The 24,775-nt window shown below is 64.3% G+C and carries 25 protein-coding genes; 12 read left to right on the forward strand and 13 right to left on the reverse strand.

All coding sequences use genetic code 11. From position 1 onward, the window contains the following. The first annotated feature begins 60 nt into the window (after window positions 1-60). Both M0209_RS06895 and M0209_RS06900 read left to right on the forward strand, forming a co-directional pair. Window positions 61-717: an alpha/beta hydrolase gene (locus M0209_RS06895; RefSeq protein WP_258887547.1), complete on the forward strand. Its 657-nt coding sequence runs from the start codon at window positions 61-63 to the stop codon at window positions 715-717. Between the two features lie 8 nt (window positions 718-725). Next, complete coding sequence (locus tag M0209_RS06900) at window positions 726-1,187, forward strand: hypothetical protein (RefSeq protein WP_258887548.1); 462 nt, start codon at window positions 726-728, stop codon at window positions 1,185-1,187. Window positions 1,188-1,219: 32 nt separating this feature from the next. On the opposite strand, the gene M0209_RS06905 is transcribed toward M0209_RS06900, so the two are convergent. After that, window positions 1,220-2,707, reverse strand: coding sequence for a replicative DNA helicase (locus tag M0209_RS06905; RefSeq protein ID WP_258887549.1), 1,488 nt, complete (start codon window positions 2,705-2,707; stop codon window positions 1,220-1,222). Between the two features lie 128 nt (window positions 2,708-2,835). Between M0209_RS06905 and M0209_RS06910 the strand changes: the two genes are divergently transcribed. The 3 genes from M0209_RS06910 to dcd are packed head-to-tail and all read left to right on the forward strand — an operon-like array spanning window position 2,836 to window position 4,311. Next, complete coding sequence (locus M0209_RS06910) at window positions 2,836-3,330, forward strand: UPF0262 family protein (protein ID WP_258887550.1); 495 nt, start codon at window positions 2,836-2,838, stop codon at window positions 3,328-3,330. Further along, window positions 3,327-3,746 carry a cytidine deaminase gene (locus M0209_RS06915; RefSeq protein ID WP_408988186.1) on the forward strand — a complete coding sequence of 140 codons (420 nt, stop codon included), beginning with the start codon at window positions 3,327-3,329 and terminating at the stop codon, window positions 3,744-3,746. The genes M0209_RS06910 and M0209_RS06915 overlap by 4 nt, the downstream gene beginning before the upstream one ends. Before the next feature lie 10 nt (window positions 3,747-3,756). Further along, a complete protein-coding gene (gene dcd / locus M0209_RS06920; RefSeq protein WP_258887552.1) occupies window positions 3,757-4,311 on the forward strand; it encodes a dCTP deaminase in 555 nt (184 codons plus the stop codon). 3 nt (window positions 4,312-4,314) lie between these two features. Here dcd and M0209_RS06925 read toward each other — a convergent pair whose 3' ends face one another. Continuing rightward, a complete protein-coding gene (locus M0209_RS06925; protein ID WP_258887553.1) occupies window positions 4,315-4,665 on the reverse strand; it encodes a tetratricopeptide repeat protein in 351 nt (116 codons plus the stop codon). 164 nt (window positions 4,666-4,829) lie between these two features. On the opposite strand from M0209_RS06925, the gene M0209_RS06930 reads away from it, so the two are divergent. Then, entirely contained in the window at window positions 4,830-5,987 is a 1,158-nt protein-coding gene (locus M0209_RS06930) for a trans-acting enoyl reductase family protein (RefSeq protein WP_258887554.1), read from the forward strand. On the opposite strand, the gene rnr is transcribed toward M0209_RS06930, so the two are convergent. Continuing rightward, window positions 5,984-8,176, reverse strand: coding sequence for a ribonuclease R (gene rnr, locus M0209_RS06935; RefSeq protein ID WP_258887555.1), 2,193 nt, complete (start codon window positions 8,174-8,176; stop codon window positions 5,984-5,986). The two genes, M0209_RS06930 and rnr, sit on opposite strands and share 4 nt — an antisense overlap. 147 nt (window positions 8,177-8,323) lie before the next feature. Here rnr and glpD point away from each other — a divergent pair, with 147 nt between their 5' ends. Then, window positions 8,324-9,469: a glycerol-3-phosphate dehydrogenase gene (gene glpD, locus M0209_RS06940; protein ID WP_258887556.1), complete on the forward strand. Its 1,146-nt coding sequence runs from the start codon at window positions 8,324-8,326 to the stop codon at window positions 9,467-9,469. Further along, on the forward strand, window positions 9,466-10,926 hold the full coding sequence (glpK, locus tag M0209_RS06945) for a glycerol kinase GlpK (RefSeq protein ID WP_258887557.1): 1,461 nt from the start codon (window positions 9,466-9,468) through the stop codon (window positions 10,924-10,926). The genes glpD and glpK overlap by 4 nt, the downstream gene beginning before the upstream one ends. On the opposite strand, the gene M0209_RS06950 is transcribed toward glpK, so the two are convergent. Then, on the reverse strand, window positions 10,923-11,081 hold the full coding sequence (locus M0209_RS06950; RefSeq protein ID WP_258887558.1) for a hypothetical protein: 159 nt from the start codon (window positions 11,079-11,081) through the stop codon (window positions 10,923-10,925). The two genes, glpK and M0209_RS06950, sit on opposite strands and share 4 nt — an antisense overlap. Continuing rightward, window positions 11,078-12,037 (reverse strand): threonine/serine dehydratase, encoded by a 960-nt coding sequence (locus M0209_RS06955; RefSeq protein ID WP_258887559.1) that lies wholly within the window; start codon window positions 12,035-12,037, stop codon window positions 11,078-11,080. The genes M0209_RS06950 and M0209_RS06955 overlap by 4 nt, the downstream gene beginning before the upstream one ends. A gap of 158 nt (window positions 12,038-12,195) precedes the next feature. Here M0209_RS06955 and M0209_RS06960 point away from each other — a divergent pair, with 158 nt between their 5' ends. From M0209_RS06960 to M0209_RS06975, 4 genes are all read left to right on the forward strand, one after another. Further along, window positions 12,196-13,380, forward strand: a complete 1,185-nt coding sequence (locus M0209_RS06960; RefSeq protein WP_258887560.1) for a type III PLP-dependent enzyme — start codon at window positions 12,196-12,198, stop codon at window positions 13,378-13,380. A 111-nt stretch (window positions 13,381-13,491) separates the two neighbouring features. Next, a complete protein-coding gene (locus M0209_RS06965; RefSeq protein WP_258887561.1) occupies window positions 13,492-14,544 on the forward strand; it encodes a 1,9-bis(guanidino)-5-aza-nonane synthase in 1,053 nt (350 codons plus the stop codon). Between the two features lie 60 nt (window positions 14,545-14,604). Continuing rightward, the gene (locus M0209_RS06970) at window positions 14,605-15,042 is read left to right on the forward strand and encodes an MAPEG family protein (RefSeq protein WP_258887562.1); all 438 of its coding nucleotides are present in this window, start codon (window positions 14,605-14,607) and stop codon (window positions 15,040-15,042) included. 11 nt (window positions 15,043-15,053) lie between these two features. Further along, complete coding sequence (locus tag M0209_RS06975) at window positions 15,054-15,491, forward strand: MAPEG family protein (RefSeq protein WP_258887563.1); 438 nt, start codon at window positions 15,054-15,056, stop codon at window positions 15,489-15,491. Here the strand turns inward: M0209_RS06975 and M0209_RS06980 are convergent, their stop codons facing one another. The 8 genes from M0209_RS06980 to M0209_RS07015 are packed head-to-tail and all read right to left on the reverse strand — an operon-like array spanning window position 15,492 to window position 24,758. Further along, a complete protein-coding gene (locus M0209_RS06980) occupies window positions 15,492-16,664 on the reverse strand; it encodes a class I SAM-dependent RNA methyltransferase (RefSeq protein WP_258887564.1) in 1,173 nt (390 codons plus the stop codon). It abuts the gene before it with no gap. Beyond that, window positions 16,661-18,016 (reverse strand): NAD(P)H-hydrate epimerase, encoded by a 1,356-nt coding sequence (locus M0209_RS06985; protein ID WP_258887565.1) that lies wholly within the window; start codon window positions 18,014-18,016, stop codon window positions 16,661-16,663. The genes M0209_RS06980 and M0209_RS06985 overlap by 4 nt, the downstream gene beginning before the upstream one ends. Continuing rightward, window positions 18,013-18,348 (reverse strand): hypothetical protein, encoded by a 336-nt coding sequence (locus tag M0209_RS06990; RefSeq protein ID WP_258887566.1) that lies wholly within the window; start codon window positions 18,346-18,348, stop codon window positions 18,013-18,015. The genes M0209_RS06985 and M0209_RS06990 overlap by 4 nt, the downstream gene beginning before the upstream one ends. Next, entirely contained in the window at window positions 18,335-20,056 is a 1,722-nt protein-coding gene (gene ilvD, locus M0209_RS06995) for a dihydroxy-acid dehydratase (protein ID WP_258887567.1), read from the reverse strand. Before ilvD ends, M0209_RS06990 begins: the two co-directional genes overlap by 14 nt. Next, entirely contained in the window at window positions 20,053-20,745 is a 693-nt protein-coding gene (locus tag M0209_RS07000; protein ID WP_258887568.1) for an N-formylglutamate amidohydrolase, read from the reverse strand. The genes ilvD and M0209_RS07000 overlap by 4 nt, the downstream gene beginning before the upstream one ends. Further along, a complete protein-coding gene (locus M0209_RS07005) occupies window positions 20,742-21,527 on the reverse strand; it encodes a 4-(cytidine 5'-diphospho)-2-C-methyl-D-erythritol kinase (RefSeq protein ID WP_258887569.1) in 786 nt (261 codons plus the stop codon). Before M0209_RS07005 ends, M0209_RS07000 begins: the two co-directional genes overlap by 4 nt. Further along, window positions 21,524-23,095, reverse strand: a complete 1,572-nt coding sequence (locus M0209_RS07010; protein WP_258887570.1) for a tetratricopeptide repeat protein — start codon at window positions 23,093-23,095, stop codon at window positions 21,524-21,526. Before M0209_RS07010 ends, M0209_RS07005 begins: the two co-directional genes overlap by 4 nt. Before the next feature lie 10 nt (window positions 23,096-23,105). Then, window positions 23,106-24,758, reverse strand: a complete 1,653-nt coding sequence (locus M0209_RS07015; protein WP_258887571.1) for an electron transfer flavoprotein-ubiquinone oxidoreductase — start codon at window positions 24,756-24,758, stop codon at window positions 23,106-23,108. Between the last annotated feature and the right edge of the window lie 17 nt (window positions 24,759-24,775).

Genomic DNA, 24,775 nt, shown 5'->3' on the forward strand with positions numbered 1-24,775 from the left:
GCAAACACTCGTCGCACTATCCGAACGCCGGGTCGCGCGGCCAACACAATCGAGACCTGAATGCCCGAAGTAATTATCCCCGGACCCGAAGGCCGTCTCGAAGGGCGTTTTGCGCCCGGCCCGCGCGCGCGCGCGCCCGTTGCGATGATCTTGCACCCCCACCCCCAGGCGGGCGGCACGATGAACAATCGCATCGTGCAAGCGCTCTACCAAACATTCGTGCGGCGCGGTTTTGCTACCCTGCGCTTCAACTTCCGCGGCGTCGGCAAGTCGCAGGGCGTGTTCGACAATGGCGTCGGCGAATTGTCCGACGCGGCATCGGCGCTCGACTGGGTGCAGCAGGTCCATCCCGAGGCCCAGACGACCTGGATCGCGGGTTTCAGCTTCGGCGCGTGGATCGGCATGCAGCTGCTGATGCGCCGCCCCGAGATCAAGGGGTTCATCTCAATCGCGCCACCCGCCAACATGTACGACTTCACTTTCCTCGCGCCCTGCCCTTCGTCGGGCATCATCATCCAGGGGACGGGCGACGAGGTCGCAACGCCGAATGCCACGCAAAAGCTGGTCGACAAGCTGCGGACGCAAAAGCACATCACCATTCATCACGACGAGATCCGTGGCGCGAACCATTTCTTCGAAAAGGAAGGCGTCGAGCTGATGTCCTCGGTCGATAACTACCTCGACATGCGCCTCGCGCCGAATTCGCCGATCCGGTAGGGGTGGACGTGGCGGGGGCCCTCGACAGCGACGATCCGGCGACGCGCGCGATGCTGCTCAACCTGTTTACCGATATTGCGATCCTCGAGCATCTGACCCGCGAGCGGTTCAATCCGGCGGCGGGCGATCTCGATGCACGCGCCTTCGGGGTCATCAATTACCTCGTCCGCCAGAAGAAGAGCAGCGAAAAGCTCTCGACCCTCGCCTGGTGTTTTCAGGTCGATGTGCCCTCGATGACAGAGACCGTGGAAGCGCTCGCTCGGCTGAAACTGGTCGAGATCGACTGGGTCGATGGCGACCGCTGCGTCTTTGTGATGGCCGCCGGCGTGGCGCGTCACGAATCCTTTCTGAGCACTGTTGCCCCCGATGTGACCGAGTTGATGTCGGAATTCGACCCTGAAGCGCTGCGGATCACGGCCGAAACGCTCAAGGAACTGCGGCGTACCTTCGACAATCTGCCGGACCGCTGAGTTTTTCGGGGCTGTGCGAATAGCGGCCCAGATCAATGGTTGTCAGCGTAATAGCCCTCTTCGGCGAGATCGCTGAACCGGGTGATGTTCGCCTCGAACCTCAGCTTCACCTTTCCGGTCGCGCCGTGGCGCTGTTTGGCGATGACGACTTCGGCGAGGCCGAACACGCGTTCCATATGCGCGCGCCATTCCTCCATCTTGGGATCGTCGGGGTCGCGTGGTTCCTGCGCGGCGACATAATATTCCTCGCGGTACACGAACAGCACGATGTCGGCGTCCTGCTCAATGGAGCCCGATTCGCGCAGATCGCTCAGTTGCGGCTTTTTATCTTCGCGCTGTTCGACCGCGCGGCTAAGCTGCGACAGTGCGACCACCGGCAGGTCGAGTTCTTTCGCGAGCGTCTTCAACCCGCGTGAAATCTCGGAGATTTCCTGGACGCGGTTGCCGTCGCGTCCATTGCCGGAGCCTTGCAACAGTTGCAGATAATCGACGACGATAAAGCCGATCTTGTGCTGGCGCTTCAACCGCCGCGCGCGCGTCCGCAGCGCCGCAATAGTCAGCGCAGGCGTGTCGTCGATGAACAGCGGCAGCGACTGCAGGTCCGACGCGGCGCGCGCGAGATTGCGGAACTCGCTCGTTGTGATCTTGCCCATGCGGAGGTTTTCGGAACTGATGCCCGCCTGTTCGGACAGGATACGCGTCGCCAGCTGGTCGGCGGACATTTCGAGACTGAAAAACGCGACCCGCGCCCCCGCCCGCTTCTTGTCTTCGACGCCTTCCTCCTCCTCACGCACCCAGCGACGCGCGGTGTTGAAGGCAATGTTGGTGGCAAGCGCGGTCTTGCCCATGCCGGGACGTCCGGCAAGGATGACAAGATCGCTTTTGTGCAAGCCGCCGGTGCGCGCGTTGAGCGACTCGAGCCCCGTCGTGATCCCCGACAGCGCCCCGCCCGAGTTCTGCGCCTTTTCGGCCATTTCCATGGCGAGCTGCGTCGCCTGCTTGAACGTCTTCGTCCCGCCGGTCTCGCCGCCCGATTCGGCGACTTTGTAGAGCGACATTTCTGCCGCTTCGATCTGCCCCTTGGGGTCGATGGCCTCGGACGTGTCGAGCGCCCCCTGCACCATGTCGCGCCCGACGCAGACCAACTCGCGTAGCAGGGCAAGGTCGTAAATCTGGCGCGCAAAGTCCTTCGCGCCGATCAGCGCCGCGCCGCTCCCCGTCAACTTGGCGAGATAACCGGCGCCGCCCAACTCCTTCATCGCCTCGTCGGCATCGAACATCGGGCGCAAGGTGACGGGGTTCGCCACCATGTTCTTGTCGGCCATATTGAGGATCGCGGTGAACACCCGCCCGTGGATATCCTCGAAGAAATGGTCGGGCCGCAGCAGCATCTGGACGTCGCCGACCAGCCGGTTGTCGATCATCAGCGCGCCGAGAAGGGCGGCCTCCGCCTCGATATTATGGGGCAGTTCGCGGGCAGCGTCGGCGGCTGCGGGAATCAGTCTGAGCGGTTCGGCCATGGACGCACCATCGGCGCGAAGCGCGCGCGCGACAATGGCTTTGCGATCATCGGTAACAATTCAGCTGGGGATGCCGTTGGGGATAGTTCTTGGCAACCGGGCGGCAATCGCACAAAGCCGATATTGCCATGCACGACTTTGACGACGAGCGCCGGATTTCGCACATCACGCTCGACGAGGCGACGATCGTGTGGCGCAATGCCGATATCGAGCAGGAACGGCGCATCGCCATCTTCGACCTGCTCGAGGGCAATTATTTCGCACCGGTGCGGCCACTTGCCGAGGGGCACACGGGGCCGTTTCGCGTCGGGCTGAGCGTGCAGGAGGGGCGGCTGGCCATCGACATCGCGCGCGAGGACGGGACGCAGCTGGAGACCCATATCCTTGGCATGGGCCGTTTCCGCCGCCCGATCCGCGATTATTTTGCCATCTGCGACAGCTATTTCCAGGCGGTCAAGCAATCGACGCCGCAACAGATCGAAACGATCGATATGGCGCGCCGCGGCGTCCACAACGACGCCGCCGAGCTGCTCAAGACCGCACTGGAGGGCAAGGTCGATCTCGATTTCGATACCGCGCGACGGCTATTCACGCTAATCTGCGTGCTGCATATCAAGGGATGATGAACGCGACCCAAGCCCTGATCGAAGCCGCCCGCGAGGCCGCAACCCGCGCCTATGCGCCCTATTCGAACTTTTATGTCGGCGCGGCGATCCGATTAACCGACGGGCGGATCGTGACCGGGGCCAATGTCGAGAATGCGAGCTACGGCCTGTCGCTGTGCGCGGAAACGGTCGCAATTGCCAAAATCGCCAACGAGGAGCTGCTGGCGGAGGTCGTCGAGGTCGCGGTGATCGGTGGCACCGGAGCAGAGCCGGTGCGGCCATGCGGACGTTGTCGCCAAGTGCTGAACGAGGCCGCGCAGCTGGGGAAATGCGACCTGACAATCCATTGCGCGTCGGGCGATGGCAAGCGGCACGAGACGCACAAGCTGTCCGACCTGCTGCCTTATGCATTCGGTCCAGCCGATCTGATCTGAGGGGAATAGAGTGTCCGTCCAATCCGACCGCTGGATCCGCGAACAGGCCGAAACCAACGGCATGATCGAGCCGTTCGTCGAGGCGCAGCGGCGTGACGGGTGCATTTCCTACGGCCTCAGCAGCTATGGCTATGACGCACGCGTCGCCGACGAGTTCAAGATTTTCACCAACGTCAACTCGACGATCGTTGATCCCAAGGATTTCGACGCCAACAGCTTTGTCGACCGCAAGACCGACTGTTGCATTATCCCCCCGAACAGCTTTGCGCTGGCGCGGACGGTCGAATACTTCCGCGTCCCGCGCGACGTGCTCGTCATCTGCCTCGGCAAATCGACCTATGCACGCTGCGGGATCATCGTGAATGTGACGCCGCTCGAACCCGGCTGGGAGGGGCATGTCACCCTCGAATTCTCGAACACGACGCCACTGCCCGCGCGCATTTATGCAAACGAAGGCGCGTGCCAGTTCCTGTTCCTCAAAGGGAACGAGCCGTGCGAGGTCAGCTATGCCGACCGCGCGGGCAAATATATGGGGCAGCGCGGGGTCACGCTGCCCAGATTGTAAAAGTCAGCGTGCGGCAATCGTGACGATTTTGCCGAGGCCTTCGCGGGCAAGCACATGGGCAGAACGCGGACGACCGTCCATCGTACCGACAACTGCATCTTCGTTGGCCAGAACGCGGCGATAGAGCCTTGTCGCTTCGGTCATACGCCCCTGTTGGCGGGCAATCAGCGCAAGGTTGAGCAATGCGCCTTCGTCGAGCGCATCCTCACGCACGACCTGTTCGAGATTGGCGCGCGCAACGTCATATTTCGCGGAAGAAATCGGTTTTGCCGAATAGTTATCCACAGGAGCCGCCACTGCCGCAAATGGCAGCGACGCCGCGACAAGCAAGGGGCTAACGAGGTATTTGATCATCGGGCCATCCCATCTGTTTTTGTTCGTTACACTTAAATGACACCAAAGTTTCAGTTTTGTGAAGTGAATAATGTGCACGTTCGACGGAGTGCCTTTGGCGTGCCCCTTGCGGCACCGGTGGCGGCAGGGCATCGACGGTCGAAACAAACGAGAGGGACGCAGCTATGACCAAGGATTTCGACATCGCCGTCTATGGCGCGACGGGCTTCACCGGACGGCTGGTTGCCGAATATCTGATCGGCAACGCGCGCGGGAAACGCTGGGCGATGGCGGGGCGGAGCGCCGACAAGCTGGCCGAGGTGCGCGACCTGATCGGCGCACCTGCCGACACGCCGCTGATCGTCGCCGATGCGTCGGACGACGCCTCGCTCGCCGCAATGTGCGCGCGGACCGAGGTCGTGCTGACGACCGTCGGGCCGTATCAGCTCTATGGAAACGAGCTGGTCGCGGCATGCGCCAAGGCGGGCACCGGCTATGTCGACCTGTGCGGCGAGCCCGCCTGGATGCGCCACATGATCGACGCCCATGCCGAGATGGCAAAAGCGAGCGGCGCGAAGATCGTGTTCAGCTGCGGATTCGATTCGATCCCGTTCGATCTGGGCGTGCTGTACCTGCAGGATATCGTGACCGCCGAAGCCGGTGGGCCCGCCCCGCGCATCAAGGGCCGTGTCCGCAAGATGCAGGGCACTTTTTCGGGCGGGACTGCTGCCAGCATGAAGGCCACGATGGCCGCTGCGGCCAAGGACCTCTCGGTCGTCGGCCTGCTCAAAAACCCGTTCGCGCTGACGCCGGGATTCGAGGGGCCGTCGCAGCCGATGGGGCTGATCCCCGAGTACGACAAGGCCACCGGCATGTGGGCCGCACCGTTCATCATGGCGCCGATCAACACCAAGAACGTCCACCGCACCAACGCGCTGCTCGGCCATTCCTATGGCGAGGATTTCAAGTACGACGAGATGCTGTTCACGACCATCGGCGATGCGGGAAAAGCGATGGCCGAGGGCATCGCGAAGATGAACCCGATGAGCGATTCGAAGGGTCCGAAACCCGGCGAGGGTCCGTCCAAGGAAGAGCGCGACAACGGGTTCTACGAGATCGTATTCATCGCGGAAGGGCCAGACGGCAAGACGCGCAAAGCCGTGGTCAAGGGTGATCGCGATCCCGGCTATGGGTCGACCAGCAAGATGATTGCCGAGGCGGCGATGCTGTTAAGCGAAACTGAGGCGGCAGGCGGATTCTGGACACCGAGTGCGATCATGGGCCGTACGCTGATCGAGCGGTTAGTCGAACATGCGGGGCTCACGTTCGAGCGCGAGGATTAACGCCGCCGCCCCTGATGGCGGATATTCCCCGGTCGCCCGCGCCGCCCCATCGTGTTGCTCCGGGGCCGTTGGGGACGCGCGCCACCATTCGAGCCGCCCTCGAGCAGTTCGAACCGTAGTGCCCCACTGATCGGGCTCGCTTCGGCTAGCCTCAGCTGCATCGTCTTCCCTGCCGCATAGACGGTGCCGGTCGCATCGCCAGTAAGCGTCCGCGCGCCTTCGTCGAAGCGGTAATAGTCGTCACCTAAGGTGGACACTGGCACCAGCCCGTCGCCGCCGATTCCTTCGACCGTGGCAAAGAACCCAAAGCTCGCCACACCCGTAATCCGCGTCTCCAACACTTCCCCGACCCGGGTCGACAGGAACGCGGCGACATAGCGGTCGATGGTCTCGCGCTCTGCTTCCATCGCGCGGCGTTCGGCCTGGCTGATTGCCTCGCCCAACACCGACATGCGGCTTGCCTCGTCCTCGGTCAGACCTCCCTCTCCCAGCCCGAACGACCGCACCAGCGCGCGGTGGACGATCAGGTCGGCATAGCGGCGGATCGGTGAGGTGAAATGAGCGTAGCTGCCGAGTGAAAGCCCGAAATGTCCCGCGTTCGCCGGACCGTAATATGCCTGCGTTTGGGTGCGGAGGATTTGCTCCATCACCTGCATCTTGTGCTCGGGGTCGCCGGTCAGCGCGATCAGGCGATTGAAGGTCGCGGGCGTGATGACCTGCCCCAGCGCGAATTCGACGCCGAAGGTTTTGAGATAATCCTTGAGCGCAACCAGCTTCTCGCGGCCCGGCACTTCGTGGACGCGGTACATGACCGGCGATTTCTTGGCCTCAAGCGCCTTCGCTGCCGCGACATTGGCCGCGATCATGAAATCCTCGATCAGCCGGTGCGCGTCGAGCCGTTCACGGACGGCGACGCTCATGATGCGACCTGCCTCGTCGAGTACGACGCGACGTTCCGGCAGGTCGAGCGCCAGCGGTTCGCGGGCATCGCGGGCTTTGGCGAGCAGCGCCCAGGCGGCCCAGAGATGCTTCAAATGATCGGGCGCCGAGCCGCCGTCGATGGCCGCCTGCGCGTCCTCATAGGCAATATTCGCTGCCACGCGGATCACTGCCCGGGTGAACCGCCAGTCGCTCACGCGGCCCTTCGCATCGATCTTCATGTGGCAGGCGAGTGCCGCGCGGTCCTGCCCTTCTTTCAATGAGCAGATGTTCACGGACAGTTCCTCGGGCAGCATCGGCACCACGCGGTCGGGGAAATAGACGCTGTTCCCGCGCTTCTTCGCCTCGCGGTCGAGGTCGGAGCCGGGGCGGACATAGAACGACACATCGGCAATCGCGACAATGGCATCGAAACCGCCATCATCGTTCGGCGCAGCCCAGACCGCATCGTCATGATCGCGCGCATCGGCGGGGTCGATGGCGACGATCGGCAGGTGGCGAAGGTCTTCCCGGTCACCGAGCGGCGTTTTTGCCACCTTGTGCGCCTCGGTGATCGTCTCGTCGTTGAACCGGTCGGGAATGCCGTGTTTGTGGATCGCGATCAGGCTGAACGCGCGCGGGGCGAACGGATCGCCCAGAACCTGCGTCACCCGCGCGACGATTCGCGGCGGGCGGCCCGACTTCTCGGCGAGTACGAGGTCGCCATCCTGCGCGTCGCCCAGATCGGCGATCAGCGTGTCGCGGCGTTCGCGCTTGTCCACGGGCGTCAGATAATGCCGGTCGCCCTCGCGCCGCACCACGCCGAGCAGCATTTCCTCGCCGCGCGCCAGCTTTTTCATCGGGTGGACGACATGCCCTGCCCCACGTTCTTCGGTCCGCCCGAGGAAACGGTCGCCGACGCCCATCGCGCTCCGCTTGCCGCGCTCGATGACGCGCAGGCGCGGCGCGGTCACACCTTCGGCCTGCCAGTTCTCAGGCGTGGCGATGACGGTGTCGCCGTCGATATCGACGACGCGCATGACCGTAACCTTCGGCACCCCGCCCATTTTGTGAAACGCCCTGCCCGGCGCGCTGTCGATCAGGCCTTCGTCGGCCATGTCCTTCAACAGGGTTTTCAGCACAATCTTGTCTGCGCCGTGCAGCCCGAACGCCTTGGCGATCTCGCGCTTTCCCGTTGGCACGTCCGACGTCGTGATGAAATCGAGGATCTGGTCGCGGGTGGGGAGGCCGACAGGCAGGCGTTTGGACATTTGGAGGCGATACGCATCAACCAGAGCGCCGTCACCCTGAACTTGTTTCAGGGTCCACCCCTCCGCTGCAACAGCCATACTTGCGGAAGAGTGGATGCTGAAACAAGTTCAGCATGACGGAGCTAAATGACAACGCTATCAGAACGCATGACATACGACCTGCTTATCATCGGTGGCGGCATCAACGGTGCCTCGATTGCCCGCGAGGCCGCGCTTAATGGCTTGTCGGTTTTGCTCGTCGAAAAGGACGATCTGGCGGCACACACCTCATCGGCATCGACGAAGCTGATCCACGGGGGCCTGCGCTACCTCGAATATTACGAGTTCAAGCTGGTACGCGAGGCGTTGCAGGAACGCGAGCGGCTGCTGCGCCTCGCGCCCGAACTGATCCGCCCTCTGGCGACCGTTCTGCCGCATGAAAATGCGGTCCGCCCGTGGTGGATGGTGCGGCTGGGCCTGGCGATCTACGACCGGCTCGGGGGACGGATCAGTGTGCCGCATTCGCGCGGGCTGCGCGCCGACGACGCCGCCTATCAAGCCCCGCTCAGACGCAAGGGTGCGGGCTTCGTCTATTTCGACGCTGCGACCGACGATGCGGCCCTGACGCGCGCGATTGCCGCAGACGCGGTCGCCAACGGGGCGGAGATTGCGACGCAAACCGAACTCGTGTCCGCACGACGGGATGGCGACGTCTGGCGCGCGGTGCTGACCGGAGGGCGTGAGGTCGTGTCGCGGATCATGGTCAATGCAGCGGGTCCGTGGGTGGGCGAAATGCTCGGTCGGCTGGGCATCAACACCCGGGCGCATGTCCGGCTGGTCAAGGGCAGCCATATCACCGTGCCGCGCCTGTACGAGGGCGACCACGCCTATATGCTGCAACAGCCCGACAAGCGCATCGTCTTCGCGTTTCCCTGGCATGGCGAAACCGCGATCGGCACAACCGACATCGCCGTGGAAAGCCCCGAAGCGACGCCCGCCGACACCGACGAAATCGCCTATCTGTGCGCGGCGGTGGACCGCTACTTCACCCGGTCGATCACGCCCGGCGACGTCACCGGCACCTGGTCCGGCGTCCGTCCGCTCTACGACGACGGTGCGAGCGAGGCGAAGGCAGTGACGCGCGAATATGTCCTCGAACTTGACGAAAGCGGTCCGCCGCTGCTGAGCGTATTCGGCGGCAAGATCACGACTGCGCGGCGTCTGGGAGAAGACGTGCTGGGCAAGCTCGGCTATCCTTCGACCAAAACGCGCGACCGACCACTTCACCCCGCGCCTGAAGGATTTGCGCCATGAAGCGCCAGTTGCTTGCTATCGATCAGGGCACCACCTCGTCGCGCGCGATCCGTTTTTCGGGCGACGGCGTTCCGTTACAGACCGCCCAACAAGATTTTTCCCAGATTTATCCACAGCCCGGCTGGGTCGAACACGACGCCGAGACGATCTGGGCCACCACGCTGGCGGTGACGCGCGAGGCGATGTCGGGTCCGGTGGAAGCCATTGGCATTACCAACCAGCGCGAGACAATCGTTGTCTGGGACCGCGCGACGGGGAAGCCGATCCATAATGCCATCGTCTGGCAGGATCGCCGCACGGCAGACCTGTGCGACGCGATGAAGGCAGACGGAATCGAGTCCAGCGTTCAAGCGAAGACGGGGTTGCTGCTCGACCCCTATTTCTCGGCGACCAAGCTGAAATGGCTGCTCGACGCTGTTCCCGCCGCGCGCGACCGTGCGGCCAAGGGTGAGCTTGCGGCGGGGACCATCGACAGTTTCCTTTTGTGGCGGTTGACCGGGGGCCGCGTTCACGCAACCGACTGGACCAATGCGGGTCGCACGATGCTGTACGACATCCATCGGCGGCGGTGGGACGCCGAGTTGCTGCGACTGTTCGACATTCCGGAAAACCTGCTTCCAGAAGTTCACCCCAACGCCCATCATTTTGGCGACACCGACCCCGCGCTGTTCGGGCGGAGCATCCCCATTCTCGGCATGGCAGGCGATCAGCAGGCCGCGCTGATCGGGCAAGCCTGTTTCAGCCCCGGCATGGTCAAATCGACCTATGGCACCGGCTGCTTCATGCTGATGAACACCGGCGCGCAAGCACTCGCCTCGACCCACCGGCTGCTGACAACGCCCGCTTACGAGGTCGGCCAAGATCGCGCCTATGCACTGGAAGGGTCGATTTTCGTCGCCGGAGCCGCCGTCAAATGGCTGCGCGACAAGCTGTGCCTTGTTGACAGCGCGCAGGAGACTGAAACGCTAGCCTGCGCCGCGAAGGAAGACCACGGCGTAACCGTCATCCCTGCCTTTGTCGGACTTGGCGCGCCGCACTGGCGGGCGGACGTACGCGGGTCGGTGCACGGGCTGACGCTCGATACCACCGCTGCCGATCTGGTCGGGGCGACCTTGGAAAGCATTGCGTTCCAGACCCGCGACCTGACCGATGCGATGGCAGCGGACGGTGCCAGCAAACCCGCCGCGCTCCGCATCGATGGCGGGATGGCGCAGAACGCCTGGTTCGCGCAATTCCTGTCCGACATTCTCGACACGCCCGTCGAAATGCCTGCGAGCCACGAGACCACGGCGCTTGGCGCGGCAGCTCTTGCCGGGGTCGGGGCTGGCCTGTTCGCCGACGCTGCTGCGTTCGGGGCGCGGTGGCAGGCGGCATCGCGCTGGACGCCACAAGGGACCAACCAGCAGGCACGACTCGATCGATGGCACCGCGTCCTGCAACAGGCGCTGGCAAGCTAAAGTGTCAGGATCAACACATTGCCGAGGAAAACGGCGGCTGCAACGAGCATCAGCATGCCGCGCTTGCGATCCCGGCCCTTGCGAATCAGGTAAATGCCGCCTGCGACCAACGCGAACACCGCCAGCATCAAAAGGCCCGGAACGAGGCCGGTCATTGCCCGCGACCCAATATCGCGGCGAATTGATCCGGATCGATATTGCCGCCTGACAGGGTAACCAGTGTCCGCTCGCCTGGCACGACTTTCCCCGACAAAATCGCCGCCAGCGCGACCGCACCACCGGGTTCGATGACCAGCCGGAAGGTCCGGAACGCAAAGCGGATCGCATCCTCGATCTCGGTTTCGGACACGGCCACACCGGTCGCGCCGCGCGCCCGAAGAATACCGAACGTCAACTCGGCGACTCGCTTGGTCATCAGGGCATCGCAGGCGGTCGGCGGGGGATTGGGCCCAACCGGCACAATCACGCCCGCTGCCAGCGACCGGGTCATGTCGTCCCAACCCTCGGGTTCGACGACAATCATCCGCGCGTCCGGACAGGCAAGGGCCATCCCCGAGGCAAGTCCCCCGCCGCCGCAACAGGCGACAACCAGATCGGGCGGCGCGCATCCGAGCGCCGCCATTTGCGTCGCCGCCTCTATGCCGGCACTGCCCTGCCCCTCGACTACCCAGGGATCGTCGAAGCTGGGAACGAGGGTTGCGCCGCGCTCTGCCGCCAATGCGGCGGCGATTTCTTCACGGCTTTCGGTCGCGCGGTCGAACAGGACGATGTCGGCCCCGAGCACCCGGGTTCCCGCTAGTTTTGCTGCGGGAGCATCCGACGGCATTGCAATGGTGGCCGCAATGCCGAGCCGCTTGGCGGCCCAGGCGATACCCTGTGCGTGATTGCCCGACGAGAAGGCGACGACTCCCCGCGCACGTTCCTTCGGCGATAACGAAACCAGCCGCCACCATGCCCCGCGCAACTTGAACGCGCCCATCGGTTGCAGCGATTCGGCCTTGGCGAAAACGATCGTGCCGCCGACCTCAAAAGTTAACAACGGTGTTGGCAGGGCAATTCGCGCCACCGCATCTGCGGCATCGCGGACCCCGGAAAGGCTCGGATTTCTCACGCTTTGACGCTCCTGATGCTCATTACGAATGCTGCAACTTGCCGGTTCTTTACATGGGGGGGTGCGCTCCATATATGCGCGCTTCGCTGCTCCATGGGACTTCCACCGCAAGGCAGCTTTTTACGACACTGCCGCAAGGCAATTGGAGGTCTCTTGAGTTGGTCAAGCATCATAGCGCGCTGGGGCTAGCGTCTGCCCTGAAGCCGGTCCAGCCGGTTACGCTCATTCGTCCGCACGCGGCACAGCGCGCAGCCCGATTCTTCGTCGAGAAGTTTCCGGGCCGCTCGATCTATGCTGTGAAGGCGAACCCCTCTCCCGACCTGATCTCGCTGCTGTGGGAGAGCGGCATCACGCATTACGACGTGGCGTCGATTGCCGAGGTGCGGCTGGTCGCGGGATTGCTGCCCGACGCGACCTTGTGCTTCATGCACCCGGTCAAGGCCGAGGAAGCGATCCGCGAGGCCTATCACATGCACGGCGTCCGGACGTTCTCGCTCGATACGCTCGAGGAACTCGAAAAGATCGAGCGGGCCACCGGTAACGCCACCGATCTGACCTTGTGCGTGCGGCTGCGCGTGTCATCGGAGCATTCGAAGCTGAGCCTCGCCTCGAAATTCGGCGCCGATCCTTCCGAAGTGAAGGAACTGCTGATTGCGGCGCGCCAGACTGCCGACGCGCTCGGCATCTGCTTCCATGTCGGTTCTCAGGCGATGACCCCGGCGGCCTATTCCGAAGCGATGGAACGCGTCCGCGCGGCGATCGTCGCGGCAGGTGTCACCGTCGATGTCGTCGATGTCGGCGGGGGCTTCCCTTCGTCTTATCCGGGCATGGAGCCGCCGCCGCTCGAAGTGTTCTTCGACGTCATACACCGCGCGTTCGAGAGTCTGCCGGTCAGCTATTCCTCCGAACTTTGGTGCGAGCCCGGTCGCGCGCTGTGCGCCGAGTACAGCAGCCTGATCGTGCGCGTCGAAAAGCGGCGCGGCGACGAACTGTACATCAACGACGGTGCCTATGGCGCGCTGTTCGATGCGGCGCATATCGGCTGGCGGTTCCCGGTCGAACTGCTCCGCGAGGACCCGTCGCACACCCGCGATCACGGGTTCAGCTTCTACGGACCGACGTGCGACGACCTCGACCATATGGCGGGGCCGTTCATGCTGCCGGCCGATGTTGAGGCAGGCGATTATATCGAGATCGGGATGCTTGGCGCCTATGGCTGCGCGATGCGGACTGGGTTTAACGGCTTCGGGTCGGTCGAGACGATCGAGGTCACCGACGAGCCGATGGTGTCGTTGTATGTCGAGGATGACCGTCAGGTCGCGTCGAACGTCGTCAAGCTGTAACGTAATATATTCACGTCGCCCCGGCGGAGGCCGGGGCCGCTATCGGTGAGAGCGCACTCTTTCCGCAAGCGGCCCCCGGCCTCCGCCGGGGCGACGAAATTGGAGATTGAAATGACCACCCCCCAAGCCAACGCCCAGCGCAAGGCCGAGCTGCTCTCGACCACCGTCGAGCATATCGATATCACCAGCTTCGACGCGCGGCCGATCATCGACCAGATGGGCAAGATGAGCTTCACCAGCCGCGACCTTGCGCGCGCGACCGGCATCTACAACCAGATGCTCGAAGATCCCGACTGCTCGATCTTCCTCGTCATTGCGGGTTCGACCAGCGCGGGCGGGTGCATGGATTTGTATGCCAAGCTGCTCGAATCGAACATGATCGACGGCATTGTCGCGACCGGTGCCAGCATCGTCGACATGGATTTCTTCGAGGGGCTGGGTCACAAGCATTATCAGGCGCTGGAAGTACCCGACGACGACACGCTGCGCTCGCTGCTGATCGACCGCATCTACGATACCTATATCGACGAGGAGCAGCTTCAGGACTGCGACCACACGATCTACGAGATCGCCAATTCGCTCGAACCACGCCCCTATTCGAGCCGCGCGTTCATTCGCGAGATGGGCAAATACCTCGTCGAGCATGGCAAGAAGGACAACAGCCTCGTCAAGCTGGCGTACGAGCATGACGTGCCGATCTTCTGCCCAGCATTCGTCGATTCATCGGCTGGATTCGGGCTGGTCAAGCACCAGGTCGATCGTGCGAAGGAAGGCAAGCCCTATATGGTGCTCGACGCCATCGCCGACTTCCGCGAACTGACCGATATCAAGATCAAGGCTGGCACCACCGGCCTGTTGATGATCGGCGGCGGTGTGCCCAAGAACTTCATTCAGGACACCGTCGTCTGCGCCGAAATCCTGGGGCATGACGATGTGCAGGTGCACAAATACGCCGTACAGATCACCGTCGCCGACGTGCGCGACGGCGCGTGTTCTTCCTCTACGCTGCAAGAGGCGGCTAGCTGGGGCAAGGTCAACACCGGTATCGAGCAGATGGTGTTCGCCGAGGCAGGGTCGGTGATGCCGCTGCTTGCCAGCGATGCATACCATCGCGGCGCGTGGAAAACGCGCGCCAAGCGCCGCTGGGGTGCAATCTTCGATTAGGTTGCACTCCGCAACATAGTCGGGCAGCTTCCCCGGATCACGTCTGGGGAGGCTGAAAAAATGACGAGTGAAATCCTGAAACCTGTTGCCGTGCTGATCGCATGGTCGCTGGTCATGCTAGTGTGGATGGTCGTCGTCCGCCTGCCCGCGATGAAAAAGGCCGGCATCGATATCAACAAGGTCGTTGGCAGCAAGCCCGGGATGCTCGACAGCATTGTCGATCCCAAGGCGCAATGGCCCGCGCATAACTATATCCACCTGATGGAACAGCCGACGATTTTCTATGCGGCGGCGATCGTTATTGCGCTGACCGGCACGGGCGACGGCTTCAACGCGATGGCGGCATGGGGCTATGTCATCCTGCGGATCGCGCACAGCCTGTTGCAGGCGACGGTCAACATCATCCGCTACCGCTTTCTGTTGTTCGCGCTTTCGACGCTGTGCCTGATGTCGCTGTCGCTGCATGCGCTAATGGCGGTGTTCCGCGTGCACGGCTGAGGGAGGCGGAGATGCATAGCGAAATCCTGCAGCCGCTGACGCTGCTTGCCCTGTGGTCGATGGCGATGTGGGTGTGGATGTACCTCACCCGCATCCCCGCGCTGCTGCGCAGTCCCGACTATGATGCCAAGACCTCGGTCGGTTCGGTCGGGGCCGACTTGCGGAATTTCCTGCCGCCGCGCGTCCAGTGGAAGGCGGACAATTACAACCATCTGATGGAACAGCCGACCGTGTTCTACGCCGTCGGACTGGCGCTGGCGCTGATGGGCGCAGGCGACGGATTCAATGCGATGTTGGCGTGGATTTATGTGGCTTTCCGGGTCGTCCACAGCTTGGTCCAGGCGCTGGTCAACCGGGTGGTCGTGCGGTTCGCGCTGCACCTGATCGGCACGCTGCCATTGCTGCTGCTGACCGTGAATGCGGTCGTTGCCGCGTTCGACCGGAGCTGATCAGCGGGTAAAAGCCGCGGCAAGTTCGACGTGCGTCGACCAGCGGAACTGGCCGACAGGGGCCACGCGTGCGAGCGTGTAGCCTCCGTCGATCAAGGTACGGGCATCGCGGGCGAATGTCGCAGGGTTGCAGCTGACATAAGCAATGCGGGGCACGTCCGATTTCGCCAGTTCGGCGACCTGCTCGCGCGCGCCCGCGCGCGGCGGATCGAGGACGACGGCCCCGGTATTCGCCAGCTCGACAACACTCAGCGGGCGGCGGAAGAGATCGCGGTGTTCGACCGGCACCCGCCGTGTCGCGAGCAAGGCGAGTGCGGCATCGCGGCTGCCTTCGACCGCGCGAACCTGGCCGCCCAGTGACAACGCGAATGTGCCAAGGCCCGCGAACAGGTCGATGATGGTGGCGGCATTCCCGACGGTTTCGCGCACGGCAGCAACGAGTGCGGCTTCGCCATCCGCCGTCGCTTGCAGGAAGGCGCCCTCGGGCAAAGCGACGGGCGTACCGCCCAGAGTGATCGTCGGTGGCACCGGGCACCAGCGCGCCGACGGACCATAGCCTTCGTCCAGCGACAGGCGCGCAAGCCGGTGCGTTTCGGCAAAATCGTTCAGCATCTCGATTGCCGCCAGCCCCTCGACTACGAACCCGGCAAGTAGGACATCGACGCCCTGATCGGCACGGGTCAACGTGACCGTCGCCCTGCCCCGGTCCGGCATCGCCATTGCCAGCAACCGCCGTAGCGGCGCGATCAGCGCGACGAGTTCGGGCAGCAGCACATGGCATTCGCGCAGATCGACGATGCGGTGGCTCGCCCCCTCGTTGAAACCGAGCAGCACCTGTTTGCCGCGTCGCTCAGCCCGCAGGCTGGCGCGGCGGCGCGTGTTCGGCGGCGACAAATGCACCGACGCAAAAGGCGGCGCATCGATCCGCTGTTCGGCCAGTGCGCCGGTAATACGGTCGATCACGAACTGGGCGTAGCTCGCATCGTCGACATGCTGGAGTTGGCAGCCGCCGCATATGCCGAAATGACGGCAGGGCGGAATGGCGCGATGCGGGCCGGGGGTGATCGTCCCGTCGGCCTCAACCCTGTCGCCCGGCGCCGTGCCCGCAACGAACCGACCTGATTCGGTCACTCCGTCGCCGCGCGCCGCCAACCTGACGATGGTTTCGCTCACCGCGTTGCCGCCGACAGCGCAGCGGGAATGTGGCGGCATAGGTCGTCGGCAATGAAACCTGCGCCCGCCCGGCTTGCCGCGTCGCCATGCAGCCAGACCGCCGCGCTCGCCGCCTCGTGCGGGAGCAAACCGCGTCCCAGCATTGCCGTTGCGATCCCTGCAAGCACATCGCCCGTGCCTGCGGTGGCCAGCCACGGCGACGCCGGGGGCGCGAGTGTGACGCGGCCGTCGGGCGAGGCGATAACGGTGTCGCTGCCCTTATAGATCACGGTCGCGCCCGACCTTTCGGCGGCAATCCGCGCGCGGTCGATCTTGCTGCCGTCGAGCCGACCGAACAGCCGCACGACCTCGCCCTCGTGCGGGGTCAGGATCGTCGGGGCTTGGCGCTGGAGCTGCCCGGGCGTGACGAGGCCGAGCGCACCTGCATCGATCACCAGCGGCACTTGCGAAGCGAGCGCGGCGTCGAGCTTGATCCGGTTGGCGGGCGTATCGGACAGGCCGGGGCCGATGAGCATCGCACCGAGCTTTGGGTCGGCCAAGGTGGCCTCGAAACCGCGCCGCACCACCGAAGCAGGAGCCTCTCCCTTGCCACACAGCACGGTATAGCCCGCGAGATGCGCCGCCGCCGTCGCGCCGAGTGTCGCCGCGCCCGCCATATCGCTCGCTACGACTGCAACCATGCCGCGCGTGTATTTGTGATCGCTAGCCGATGGCGCAGAAAGAAAGGGCTTCCGAAGAACCTTGGTACGGCTCGGCGCGAGCACACCGATATCCGTGATGATCACACGTCCGCACAGGGTTGCAGTCGGCTGGAGCAAATGGGCAGGCTTGGCAGTACCGAATGCCAGCGTCAGGTCGGCAGAGACGGCTCCGAAGTCGGTTCCGTCGTCGGCACCCACACCGCTGGGCAGGTCTGCGGCGATAACGAATCGGGCTGCACCACGGAAACGCACCAGGGGTTCGCGCCACATCGCGTCGAGCGGGCGGGTTAGTCCTGTACCGAACAGGGCATCCACGACGATCGGTGCCGGATGCGCCAGATCGAGCACCTCGATATCGCCCGACCATGCTGCACGTGCACCGCTGGCGAGGTCGGTCTTCGGCGGAGCCAGTGCCGCCACCCGCACGGTAATGCCCCGCTCTGCCAAGACTCGTGCCGCAACATAGCCGTCGCCGCCATTGTTGCCGGGGCCGCACAACACGAGCACCGGCGCACCGCCGCCAAAACGCAATGCTGCTTCTGCAAGTGCGCGCCCCGCACGCTCCATCAATTCATCGAGAGGAACGCCGCAGCCGAGTTCCGCCGCGCGCATTTCGGCGGCGGTCAGCACCGGACCGCCGAGCGGTCTCATTTCTGCGGCAGGCGGTAACGGTCGCTACCCAGCGTCAGTTCGAAACGGCCGTCGGGTAGCGCCTTGCCGACCGGCTCATCGCTGCCGTCACTCGCCGTGATCGTGCCGTCTGGGGCGAGGTCGATTCTCCGGAACCCGCCGTCGACGTGGCGCAGGATCAGCGCGGTCCCCTCACCCTTTTCGACCGCGCAGGCTCTGGTAAAGTCTGTTGCCCCGCCAGTCGCGCATTCGATGCGGTCATCGGGTGCGGCGGTCGCAACCTTGTCCTCGGGCGCAGCGCTGCACGCGGCCAGCGCAATTGCAAGCGCGATGCCGAGGCTAAATGTCCGCAAAGACATGTGTTTCGGCTTTCGCGCCGGGATGGGTGACGGCTCCCTGCCAGGCAGGACCGACGTTCTGCGCGTACCGCCACAGCGCGCCCGACTGATAATCGGTCTGGCGCGGCTGCCAATTCGCCTTGCGCGCGGCTAGCACGTCGGCGGGGACATTCAGGTCGATGGTGCCGACGCTCGCGTCGATACTGATCTCGTCGCCTTCCTCGACCAGCGCAATGGGACCGCAATCCGCCGCCTCCGGACCAACATGGCCGATGCAAAATCCGCGCGTCGCGCCCGAAAAGCGCCCGTCGGTGATCAGCGCGACCTTCTCGCCCATCCCCTGCCCGTAGAGCGCCGCCGTCGTCGACAGCATCTCGCGCATGCCGGGGCCGCCCTTCGGCCCCTCGTAGCGGATGACGACGACCGATCCCTCGCGGATCGCCCGAGCCTCGACGGCGGCAAAGGCGTCTTCCTCGCAATCGAACACCTGCGCGGGCCCGGTGAATTGCAGCCGCGCCATGCCTGCGACCTTCACGATCGCGCCGTCGGGCGCGAGCGACCCGCGCAAACCGACGACACCGCCGGTCGGCGAGATCGGCGCGGTCGCGGGATAGATAACCTTCTGGTCGGGATTCCAGGTGATCTCGTCGATGTTCTCGCCCAGCGTTTTGCCGGTCACGGTCAGGCAATTGCCATGCAGTAATCCTTCGCCGAGCATCGATTTCATCAGCATGTAAACGCCGCCAGCCTCGTACATGTCCTTGGCGACATAATTCCCGCCGGGTTTCAAATCTGCCATGTAAGGCGTTGTTTTGAAAAACTCTGCGACGTCGAACAGGGTTATGTCGATCCCCGCCTCATGCGCCATCGCGGGCAGATGCAGCGCGCCGTTGGTCGACCCGCCGGTCGCCGCCACAATCCGTGCAGCATTTTCAAACGCCTCGCGCGTGCAGATGTCGCGCGGCCGGATGTTGCGCGCGAGCAATTCCATGACCTGTACCCCCGCCGCATGGGCGACCTGATCGCGGGTGCTGTAGGGCGCGGGCGCCATGTTCGAGTTCGGGAGCGACAGGCCGATGGCTTCCGCCACGCACGCCATGGTGTTGGCGGTGTACTGCCCGCCGCACGCGCCATGCCCCGGACAGGCTGCTTTCTCCAGTTCGGTGACTTCCTCGAGCGGACACGCGCCTGCCGCATATTTACCGACAACCTCGAACACATCGACGACGGTCACGTCGCGGTCCTTGTAGCGACCCGGCAGGATCGACCCGCCATAGACGAAGATGCTCGGCACATTGAGGCGCAGCATCGCCATCATCATGCCCGGCAGGCTCTTGTCGCAGCCCGCAAACCCCAGCAGCGCGTCATAGCAATGCCCGCGGACGCTGAGCTCGACCGAATCGGCAATGACTTCGCGCGACACCAGCGAGGATTTCATCCCCTGATGGCCCATCGCAATGCCATCGGTAACGGTGATCGTGTTGAACCGGCGCGGCATCCCGCCGCCCTCCTCGACCCCGCCGCGCGCCACGTCGGCCTGCTGGTCGAGAAGCGTGTTGCAGGGGGCGCTGTCGTTGCCCGCGCTCGCAATGCCGACGAAGGGGCGCGCAATTTCGGCCTCGGTCAGGCCCATCGCGTAATAATAGCTGCGGTGCGGCGCGCGTTCCGGCCCGACCGAGACATGGCGGCTAGGCAGTTTCGATTTGTCGAAGCGGTTGGTCATAGGCGGCCCGCTTTGCCGCTCGACACCAATTGGTCAAGACAAGCGTCGACAATGGGGCGCAAGTGCATGGCCCAGCGCGCCACGCCTGCAGCGTCGCCGATCAAATCCTGCCGGACCTCCAGACCCAGATAGGGAATGCCATTCGCCTCCCCATGCCGGTTCATCGTCGCGTTGAGCAGCTTGCCCGAATAGGGAAGCTGGTCGCCGGTTACGATGCCTGCCGCTTCGAGCAGCGGAATTGCGATGCGGGCGGCGCGGTCGTCGGTGTTGTAGATAACGCCGATTTCCCAGGGACGCTGCTCATCTGGACGTTCACGCAGGTACGGCGTGAAGCTGTGCACCGACAACAACAGGTCCGGGTGTTCGGCAGCAATGCGAGCAGCCAAGATGCCGTGATAGGGATGGTAGAAGCGCACGAGCCGGTCGGCGAAATCGCCCGGATTGCCCGGGATCGAACGCCCATCGCTGGCGAGCGGCACCAGCCCCGCTGCGTCCTCTTCGCGGTTGAGGTCGATAACGAGGCGCGACACGGTCGCCTTGTGCGCCGGATAGCCGAGCGCGTCGGCAAGCGCCCCTGCCCCGAGGTCCCAGGCGATATGCTCGTCCAGCAGCGCCGGATCGATGCCGAGTTCGATGTCGGGCGGCACATGGTTCGACGCATGATCGACGATGCTCAGGATGCCGCTCATCGCAGGACCGATTCCATTGCCCAATAGCCGGGATAGGTCTCGGTCGTTTCGTGCACCGCCCGTGCCCGCGCCGCTTCGCTGGCAAACAATGCGAAGCAGGTTGCGCCCGAGCCCGACATCCTTGCCAAAGTGACGTCATGGCGGCGGGCGAGCCACGCGACGAGATCGGCAATTTCGGGGACCAGCCTCCAAGCGGGGGCCTCAAGATCGTTCCGTCCCTCACGCCAGTCGGCGAGCGGACCCCGGTCGATCCCGTCCCACGCCTGGAACACTGCCGCCGTCGACAGGGGGATGCACGGATTCACAAGCAGGATCGGGGTGCCTGTCACGTCCGAAACCGGCGACAACGCTTCCCCGACTCCTTCGCCGCGCATCGTCTGCGAGCCGACGCAGGCCGGGACATCGGCCCCCAGTGCGCGCTGGACGTCGGCCGACGGCAGGCCGCGCCCCGACAGCCGCGCGAGCAGCCGCAGCGCCGCCGCAGCATCCGCCGAACCACCACCGATCCCGCTCGCAACGGGCAAGTTCTTCGTGAGATGCAGCCGGGCAGTCACCCCAATCACATCCGCCGCACGTACAACCAGATTGTCGGTCGTCGACAGCCCGTCTGCGAACGGTCCGTCGATGGTCAGCGATGTCGCCCCGGCCAGTTCCGCCGTCAGCACATCGCCGTGTTCGCAAAAGGCAAACACCGTTTCCAGCTCGTGATAGCCGTCGTCTCGCCGCCGCCGGACATGGAGCGCGAGATTGACCTTGGCGTACGCCGCCTCAGTGAGGATCACGGCAAGCCCCGGTCGAGCTTGCCATCGATACGGTCGTGCGACGCCTCGGCCGCAGTCTCGCGCGCCGCCGCCCAAGCATAGCGCGCTTCGACGCGTCGTCCCGCCGCCCAATAGACATCGCCGAGATGCTCGGCGATTTCGGGTTCGACCGGATCGAGGATGCGGGCACGCTCGAGGATTTCGACCGCGCGGGCAATCCGCCCGCCCTTATATTCAGCCCAACCGATCGAGTCGGTGATCGCGGCATTTTCGGGCTGGGCGGCATCGGCGCGACGCAGCAGCGCCAGCGCGCGGTCGATCTCCTCACCCCGCGTCGCCATGCCATAGCCGAGCTGGTTGAGCAGACGCGGATCGTCAGGGGACAAGGCAAGCGCACGCTCGAACGCGGATCGCGCGCCGCGCCAGTCGCCGCCCTGATCGAGCGCATTGCCGAGCGCCAGCCACAGCGGCGCACCGACCTTGTCGATCCCGATCTCCTCGGTCGCCCGCCGGTAGTGCCCCGCAGCCTCTGCAAAACGCCCGCGCCGCGCCTCGATATCGCCGAGACGGGTCAAGTCGTTGGTGGTCCGTGCCGCGCGGCTCGCAGCCTCGGCATAGGCCTCGTCGGTACGCCCGAGCGCCTCGAGCCGGTCGATCCGCATCGACCGGCCGAGATCGGCATAGACCGGATCGCGGGCGACGCTGTCGATCAACGCGAGCGATTCGGTGTTGCGCCTGGCTAGGCCCAGCGCCGTTGCCGCCACGAGCCTCGCGTTCGGACTCGCCGGATCGGCAAATGTCGCAAAACGCGCGAGCGTGATCGCCGAGCGTGCCGAACTCTCGTTCATCAAGTCGCCCGCCATGCGCGCGAGAATGAAGGCTGCCCCGCGTGCGGGATTGTCGACCGCGCCTGCCAGCCGCTTGCCGCTCGACAGGGCCGCCCGTGCCGCCACCACCGTCGGGTCGTCACCCGCCAGAAGCCCGATTGCAGCTGACCTTTGCTTGTGCGCAGCCAGCGACGCCGCCGCTGCCAGCCGCAAGGTGCTCGCCCGGTAACGGTCTGTAGACCACAGGCTGCTGACGGCATCGATGCTGTCGCCGGGTTCCCCTCGGGCGATGGCGAGCAATATGTCGTTTTCCGCCACATAGGCGGTCGCAGTGGTCTTCGACGGCGGCGCCTTTTCGCCGGTTGCCTGCGAAATCCAGCCGCGAAACAGCGGCGCGAGGAAATCGAACCCGTCCTGGTCCTCGATCTGGTCGAGTCGGTTGGCTGCCGCGCGCCAGTCACGCTCGCGAACGGCAGCGATGTAGAGTAGCACCCGCGCATCGGAGGGCACGATGCCGGTGCGCTCGAGCGTCTGAGCTGCCCTGAGCGCCAGTGCATAGTCGCCGCCGTCGACACCGGCGCGATAGGCGCGGAACGCGACCATTGCGGCATCCGACGACATGGTGAGCGCGGCGGTGTAGCTGGCGACCGCCGTCGCGCTGTCGCTCGCCTTGTCGGCAACGCGGGCGCGGACATAGGCTCCCAATGCCGACGGCTCGATCCGCTTTGCCGCCGCGCCGGTCGCGACCAGAGCAGCCGCCAAGACAGCGAGGCTACATGTTCGGATAGTTCGGCCCACCGCCGCCCTCCGGTACGACCCAGACGATGTTCTGGGTCGGATCCTTGATGTCGCAGGTCTTGCAGTGGACACAGTTCTGGGCGTTGATCTGCAGCCGCTCGCCGGTCGGATTGCTGGCATCCTCGACGAATTCATAGACGCCCGCCGGGCAGTAACGCTGCTCGGGCCCCGCATAAAGCGGCAGGTTGACGGTCGTCGGGACACTGGCGTCCTTGAGCGTCAGGTGGACCGGCTGGTCCTCCTCGTGATTGGTGTTCGACAGGAATACCGAGGACAGCTTGTCGAAACTCAGCACCCCGTCGGGCTTGGGATAGCTGATGGGCTTTACCATGTCCCTGCGCCACAGGCTCTTGTTGTTTGCATGATGCTTCATCGTGAACGGCAGGCGGATACCGAGATATTCGAGCCACATAACGATGCCCGCGATAAGCGTGCCCAGCGTGCCGCCGAATTTCGAGATGATCGGCTCGAAATTGCGGACCATCCGCAGTTCCTTCTCGACCCAGCTCGACTTGTAGGCGTCGGTATAAGCATTGAGTTCGTCGCCCGACCGTTCGGCCGAAATCGCGGCAACGGCGGCTTCGGCAGCCATCATCCCGGACTTCATCGCGGTATGGCTGCCCTTGATGCGCGGCACGTTGAGGAAACCTGCCGTGCAGCCGATCAGCGCACCCCCGGGGAAGACCACCTTTGGCACCGACTGCCAACCGCCGTCGCAGATCGCCCGCGCGCCGTACGACACCCGCTTCCCGTTTTTCAGGATCGCGGCGATCTCGGGGTGCGTCTTCCAACGCTGCATTTCATCGAACGGGGACAGATAGGGGTTCGTGTAGCCAAGCCAAACGACATAACCGAGCGACACCTGCCCGCCCGCCTGATGATACAGGAATCCGCCACCGAACCCGTCCTTGTCGGCAATCGGCCAGCCCTGGGTATGGATCACACGCCCTTGCGCATGTTGTTCGGCAGGAATGTCCCACAACTCTTTGATGCCGATGCCATAAACCTGCGGCTCGGCATCCTTGTCGAGATCGAATTTAGTCTTCAGCTGCTTGGTAAGGTGCCCGCGCGCGCCCTCGGCGAACAGCGTGTATTTGGCGTGGAGTTCCAGCCCCGGCTGGTAGTCGGGCTTGTGCGTCCCGTCACGGGCAACGCCCATGTCGCCGGTCGCGACGCCCTTTACCGACCCATCCTCGTTGTAGAGAATTTCGGCGGCGGCAAAGCCGGGAAAAATCTCCACCCCCAACCCTTCGGCCTGCTCTGCCAGCCAGCGGCACAAATTGCCGAGCGAGCCGGTATAGGTGCCCTTGTTGTTGAGGAACGGCGGTGCAAGGAAATGTGGGACGGCCAACTTGCTCGTCTTCGTCAGCACCCAATGCTGATTGTCGGTGACCGGTGTTTCGGCAAACGGGCACCCGCTCGTGCGCCAATCGGGCAGCAACTCGTCGAGCGCCTTGGGATCTACGACTGCGCCCGACAGGATATGCGCGCCGATTTCGGAGCCCTTTTCAAGCACGCAGACGCCCAGATCGGCGTTCAGCTGTTTCAGCCGGATCGCGGCGCTCAACCCCGCAGGTCCGCCTCCCACAATCACAACGTCGTACGGCATGGATTCGCGTGTCGTCATATCGGTGCCCTGTTACG

This window comes from Sphingomonas sp. SUN039 (assembly GCF_024758725.1).
Lineage (GTDB): Bacteria > Pseudomonadota > Alphaproteobacteria > Sphingomonadales > Sphingomonadaceae > Sphingomonas_O.